General features: G+C 70.4%; 6 protein-coding genes. 2 read left to right on the forward strand and 4 right to left on the reverse strand.

What is annotated here, in order from left to right; translation table 11 throughout:
* A partial coding sequence (locus AB0E96_RS37535; RefSeq protein ID WP_359830772.1) for a hypothetical protein occupies nucleotides 1-246 on the forward strand: 246 nt, incomplete at its 5' end.
* Nucleotides 247-453: 207 nt separating this feature from the next.
* The gene (locus AB0E96_RS37540; protein WP_359830774.1) at nucleotides 454-858 is read left to right on the forward strand and encodes a hypothetical protein; all 405 of its coding nucleotides are present in this window, start codon (nucleotides 454-456) and stop codon (nucleotides 856-858) included.
* Between the two features lie 68 nt (nucleotides 859-926).
* Here the strand turns inward: AB0E96_RS37540 and AB0E96_RS37545 are convergent, their stop codons facing one another.
* The 4 genes from AB0E96_RS37545 to AB0E96_RS37560 form a co-directional block, all read right to left on the reverse strand.
* Nucleotides 927-1,580, reverse strand: a complete 654-nt coding sequence (locus AB0E96_RS37545) for a hypothetical protein (protein WP_359830777.1) — start codon at nucleotides 1,578-1,580, stop codon at nucleotides 927-929.
* Between the two features lie 3 nt (nucleotides 1,581-1,583).
* On the reverse strand, nucleotides 1,584-3,488 hold the full coding sequence (locus AB0E96_RS37550) for a TraM recognition domain-containing protein (protein WP_359830779.1): 1,905 nt from the start codon (nucleotides 3,486-3,488) through the stop codon (nucleotides 1,584-1,586).
* Nucleotides 3,489-3,679: 191 nt separating this feature from the next.
* Nucleotides 3,680-5,314 (reverse strand): DUF2637 domain-containing protein, encoded by a 1,635-nt coding sequence (locus AB0E96_RS37555; protein WP_359830781.1) that lies wholly within the window; start codon nucleotides 5,312-5,314, stop codon nucleotides 3,680-3,682.
* A gap of 65 nt (nucleotides 5,315-5,379) precedes the next feature.
* A partial coding sequence (locus tag AB0E96_RS37560) for a hypothetical protein (protein WP_359830783.1) occupies nucleotides 5,380-5,616 on the reverse strand: 237 nt, incomplete at its 5' end.

Here is a 5,616-nt window from a genome sequence, read left to right on the forward strand (position 1 = left end):
CGGCGCAACGCCATCGAGGTCCAGGAACTGGAAGGCCCCGCGCTGGACGACGCGGTGGGCGTCGCGCTGGCGGCGAAGGACATTCTGGCCGAGCGCGCCCAGGCCGCCGTCACCGAGACCACCGCCGTAGTCGCCGAACCTCCGGCCCCCGCAGTCGAGCAGGCCGCCCCGGAGGCCGCCCTGGTCATCGAGCGGGCCGCCCCGGCCGCCCCCGGGCCGTACTACGGCGGTGGGCTGCACCAGTGACCGGGTTGCGCCGAGTCGCTGTTGTCGCCCCTGCCGGGTGGGTACGGTCTGAGCATGGCTGCTGAGAGCTGGTACACCCCGGGGCCCCAGGTGCCCCCGCGCCCGTCGTGGGCTCCGCCGGTTCCACCGGCTCCCCCCGCTGTTCCACCCGGGTGGAACGCGGGCCCGGTGCCGGTGCCGCCCCCACCGGAGGATCCGCCGGCGGAGGTGCTGCCGGAGGGCTTCCGGCGCACGCGCGAGGAGATCGAGCGGCTGCTGGACCAGGCCCAGGTGGAACTCGACTTCCCGTGGAAGGAACACCACCCGGACCGGATGCTGACCATGTGGTGCTCGCGCCCGCCGGAGGCCGCCCGCGGCGTCAAGGAGTGCTGCCTGTGGGTACTCGGCCGCCGGCCGACCGGGCCCCTCACCGGCCGGACGACCAGCTACCCGCTCAGCAAGGAGGAGCTGGCCAAGGAGAACTTCCGCGCGCGCGACGTGGTCGAGCAGCTGATCCCGGAGTGGCAGCAGATCGGCGACGACTACGCGGCCGCGTTCATCGCCACGCTGAAGTGGCTGCGCGGCTCCGACGACGAACGGCCCATCGCGGAACCGGGCACGAAGCTCCACTAGGCCCCGACGCCAAAAGGGTGAGGCCCCGACCTTGGTCGGGGCCTCACCCTTTGGTGTTGCGCGTGCTGCTACTCGGCGTCGTCCTCCGCCGGGGTGGAGGGCCGCGCGTCGAGGTCGGCCTGGATGAAGGCCGAGATCTCCGCGTCGTCGTGCTCCCGGTGGCTCTCCAGCGAGTAGTCGAACTCCTGGTGGCCCGTCGAACGCTGGGTGCACTGCTCCAGGTACTCGGGAATCCGGCGCTTGGCTCCAGGCAGCCAGCGCTCCAGGAACTCCGCGGCCCGCATCGGGGTGGCCTCCGGGCTGGTGTAGGTGTGCTTCCACGCCAGGTAGAGCGCGGACAGCTCCTCCACGACCTCCGGGTGGAGGTACCAGCACCGGGTGGTGGTCGGCCAGTACACCGAGGGCCAGCGGACTTTGAGGACGTCCCGGCGCCAGGCCAGGAGCGTGGCCCAGGCGTCGCCGGCCTCCTCCTCCGTCATCTCCACCCAGTTCCAGCACGGCGACTTGGCGGCCAGCCGGGACTTGGCGTCGGCCTCCATGGCCTTGGCCAGCTTGTAGATGTTCTCCGCGAGGTTCTGGCTCTCCAACAAGGCCAGCCGGTCGTTGAGTCCCTGCCGCTCCAGGTCCACCAGCCGCTTTTTGATCTTGGTCTGTTCCATGACGACGACCATGTAGCCGTCGCCGGGCTTGACCCCGGTGGGGCGCTCAGGGGTGATGGCCACGGATCAGACCGCCTTTCGGAGAGGGACCACCGGCTGCTGGCCGGGCTGCTGCTGGGGGGTCTGCTTGGGAACCACCGGCTTGTAGGCCGGCATCGGCGGGTTCGGGGAGACCGGCAGCTCAATGCCCAGCTTCTCAGCCTGCTTGGCGAGCTTGGCCTGGTTGCGCTCGTTCTTGCGGATCTCCTTGGCCACGGCCCGGACGTCGTCGCGCTTCCAGACTGGCACGATCTTCACCACGACGGGCGCGGCGTTGCGGTGGATGTAGAGGCCGTGGAACTTCGGGAGCCGCCGGATCTTGTCCTTCTTCATGACGGGCACCTCGATGGTGCTGACCGACTTGGTGACCTCTCCCTTGGCGTTGGTCGAGGTGGTCGTCACCTCCTTCTCGCGGTCGCCGCAGAGGTCGGACAGGTCCTGAAGGTCCCGCGGGACGGACAGACCCCCGAAGACCAGCTTGTTGCTCAGCTGCCAGATGGTCTCACCCCCGCGCTGGCCCCACCGCTCGTAGAGCTGGCTGGGGGACTGCACGCTCATGGTGATCGGGATGTTCGAGCCGCCGGCGTCCGCGCCCCAGTTGTGCAGGGGCAGCGGGCAGGTGACCGCCGCTTCGTCCAGGATCATGTCCAGCGGGGGGTCGATCCTGTCGTGGGCAGAGTTGGCGGCCATCTCCTTCCCCGTCTCGTAGATCTCCCCGACCAAGGCCGTGAACAGCGGGGCCACGGAGCCCTTCGCCCGGTGACGGCCCATCAGGTAGAGGGCCCCCCCGGCCTGGAGGAACAGCTCCGGGTCGAACTCGCGCATCCCGGGCACGGGGGTGACGATCCGGGCGACGGCGGGCAGCGCCAGGCACTCCAGGCTGCTGATCAGAGTGAGCAGGATGCTCTCCCGGGTGCGCTCGGGCGCTTCGATGACCTGCAGCAGGTCGTTGGCCCAGCCGGGCGGGCAGTGCTCGTACGACTCCAGCAGCCGGTGGGGCTCGCGGGTCTTCGGGTTCATGTTGGTGACCCAGTTGCGGACGTGCATCAGGTCCCGCCCGCCGACTGCGGCCGCCATCAGCAGCGAACGCAGCACGCGGTAGCTCTGGTTGTCCCAGAACGAGGAGTCCTCCACCGCCCCCGCCGTCTGGCCGGAGAGCAGGTAGCCGGCCCGGCGGAACGCGACCACCGGGTCGGTGCAGCCCTTGACCAGGTCCCAGATCAGGGTGTTGGCGATGCCGGCCACGTCCGGGTTGAAGACCTCCACCGGGCCGCGCCGCCTGCGGACCTCCACCGTGTGCCGGTAGAGGTCCCCGCGGGTGCTGGTGATGATCCCGGCGCCCGGGGCGTCCACCACGTGCCCGCCCAAGAGCGCGGACTTACCAGTCCGCGGGGGAGCGAAGACCAGGGTCATGTCCTCGATCGAGGAGTAGACCTCCCGCTTGTGGATGACGTCCCGGCCGATGAGCTTGCCCAGGTCAGTGGGAACGAGGCCGCGGCGGCCGCGGGTGGCGACCAGATCGGGCCGCAGGACGTCCGCGCGCTCCAGGAGCTGCTGGCCGGAGAAGTGCTCGCGGATCTCATCCTTGTCGGCGAAGCCGGCCTTGGTGTTGCGGTCCACCGGGCGGTCCAGCCGCATCTTGAGGTAGCCGGCGCCCGCAGCAGCGACGGCCAGGCCGCCCGCACCGAGGTGGCCACCGGGAAGGGCCCCGGCGACGTTCCACAGCAGGTGTCCGATGTTGCCGAGCATGTCCCCGGCGCTGGTGGTGTTGAGGGAGGTCGGGTTGGTCGTAGCGGCGGGCGTCGCCCCGGTCGCCACCGGCAGGCCGGCGGCCGCGTAGGCGGCCCAGCGACGGGGCGGGGTGGCTTCACCCCCGTGCCCCGTGCCAGGGTTGTCCTGACGATCGGTAGCCTGGTTGTCGAACTGGTTCATCAGAGGTTCCTCTCTATGGCCAGGCCCCGGGGTCGGCGGTACCAGCGCCGCCCCGGGGTACTTCCGGGACTGGTGGAGCTGGTGATGGGGCCCATCACCGTACGCTCCAGGACTGACAAGAAACAGCTGTTTCCGGAGGACTCCCATCCAGCGGGAAGCGGGTCGTGTGTGTCCGCCCACTGGAACCGGGGCTAGATCTTTCCCTCACGCATGTAGCGACCGATGTAGACCCGGACCGAGTCCTGCGACCTCATCACCGTGTTGAGCTGGGGAAACAGCTCGGCCGCGAGTTCCTTCTGGTTCATGGCCTTCTGTTCTGGCGTCAGGGACTGCAGCAACTTCAGCAGCTGTTCCTTGCCGGAGAGCGCGGGGGTTTCGGGCTCCTCCTCCTGGTCGTCGGGCAGCTGCGGGACGTGCTCCGGCTGCTGGTCCCCGTGCTCGGCCTGGACGCTGGGCGCCGCAGGCTGCTCGACAACCTGGCCGGTCGGCTCCACAGCCGGCTGAACCGGCGGGGACCAGAACGTGGCGGGCTCGGCGAGCGGGCCGGTCGGCTCGGCAGGAGGCTGCACGGGCGGGGACCAGGGCGCCACCGGCTCGGCCAGCGCCTGCTCGACAACGGGAGCCGGGACGGTTTCTTGGTGGGAGAGCCGGGCGTGGACGCTCGCCGGGCGGGTCAGCTCGGCCGCGCTCGGCCGCTCCGCCGCCTCCTGGTCGAAGACCTGGGCGTGCGCCCCGTCCCAGAGCGCGGAGGCCGGGTCGGTCTGCTCCGGGCGGAACCACGAGGAATCGGCCTCCGGCACGGGCCGGTCCAACTTCCGCAGCGGCACCATCCCGCCGTACGGGGTAGCAGCCGGCTGTTCCGCGGACGACTCGGACTCCTCCTCCAGCTCGGCCTCCACCAGTTCCACCGGCTCGGCCGGGACCGGCTCCGCGGCCGCTTCCAGCTCGGAGATGCGCGGCTGCTGGTCGATGGAGCCGCCCTCCTGCTGGTCGAGCAGCTGCGTCAGGCGGTCCAACAGCTCCGGGGTGAAGCCCGGGGGCAGCTCGGCGGCGGCGGCCGGCGCCGAGCGGTCGGCCCGTTCCACGGTGTACTCCCGGAGCAGGTCGGTCTCCGGCGGCTCCAGGTAGGGCAGGGCCCGACCGTACCGGGACAGCTTCAGAGGCAGGGTCTCCTCCACCGGAGCCGTCCGGCGCCAGCCCCGTCCGTACTTGTGCCGCAGGATCGCCCGGTAGACCAGGCGGCGCTGTTCCAGGTCGACGATCTCGTTGTAGGAGGTGATCTCCCACAGCTTCATCTTCCGCCACAGCTTGAAGGTGGGGATCGGGGAGAGGATCCAGCGGAAGAACCGGACACCGTCCATGTCCGGACGGCCCGCTTCGATCGCCGCGATGCGGGCGATCGCGTACCGGCCGGCCTCCACCACGGCGACGAACAGCACCGGCAGCAGGGCGTGCAGAGCCATCGGCAACGGCTTGGGGTAGGCGCTGGCCGCGTTGAAGGCGATGGTGCCGGCCGTCAGCATCCAGGCCACGTACCGCAGGAGCGGGAAGCGGATCCGCAGCCAGGTGAGCACCAGGTCGAGGGCCAGCAGGACGGCGATGCCGACGTCCACACCGATGGGGAAGGCGTAGGAGAAGGACCCCATCTCCCCCTGCTTCTCCGCCAGCTTCTGCAGGGCCTTGTACGAGCCCACGAAGCCGATCGCCGCGATGAGCGCCCCACCGGCACCGGCCGCCTTCACCAGGCGCCGCATGCCCGGGGTGAGTGTGGCGAGTTGTCGCCTCACGTTCGGCTGATCGCCGCCTTTATGCTGGTCGTGCTGCATTTTGGGTTCCTCCTGGGAGCCGCCCTGGGCCTCAGCGGTGGTTACGACACCGCTGGGGCTCTTCATCAGAAGCCCTTCGCTTCGAGGTAGGCGCGGATTGCCTCCTCCACCTGGACCTTGAGGTCCTTCTCCAGCTCGACCTTCGCGCGGTTCATCCGCTTGTGAAGGTCCGCGTCGATCCACACGGTCAGCTGCTTGGTGCCCTTCGCCCGGGAGGGCGTGTTGGCCGGCGTCCCCGCGGTCATCGGGTCCTGCCCGGAGTCCGGCGCCTTCGGGGGCAGGGCGGGTTCCCGCTCCGGCAG

Source organism: Kitasatospora sp. NPDC036755 (assembly GCF_040636595.1).
Lineage (GTDB): Bacteria > Actinomycetota > Actinomycetes > Streptomycetales > Streptomycetaceae > Kitasatospora.

Coding starts and splice junctions, on each gene's coding strand:
- AB0E96_RS37550 (WP_359830779.1), bottom strand. CDS start 3,488: ATGAACCAGTTCGACAACCAGGCTACCGATCGTCAGGACAACCCTGGC.
- AB0E96_RS37555 (WP_359830781.1), bottom strand. CDS start 5,314: ATGCAGCACGACCAGCATAAAGGCGGCGATCAGCCGAACGTGAGGCGA.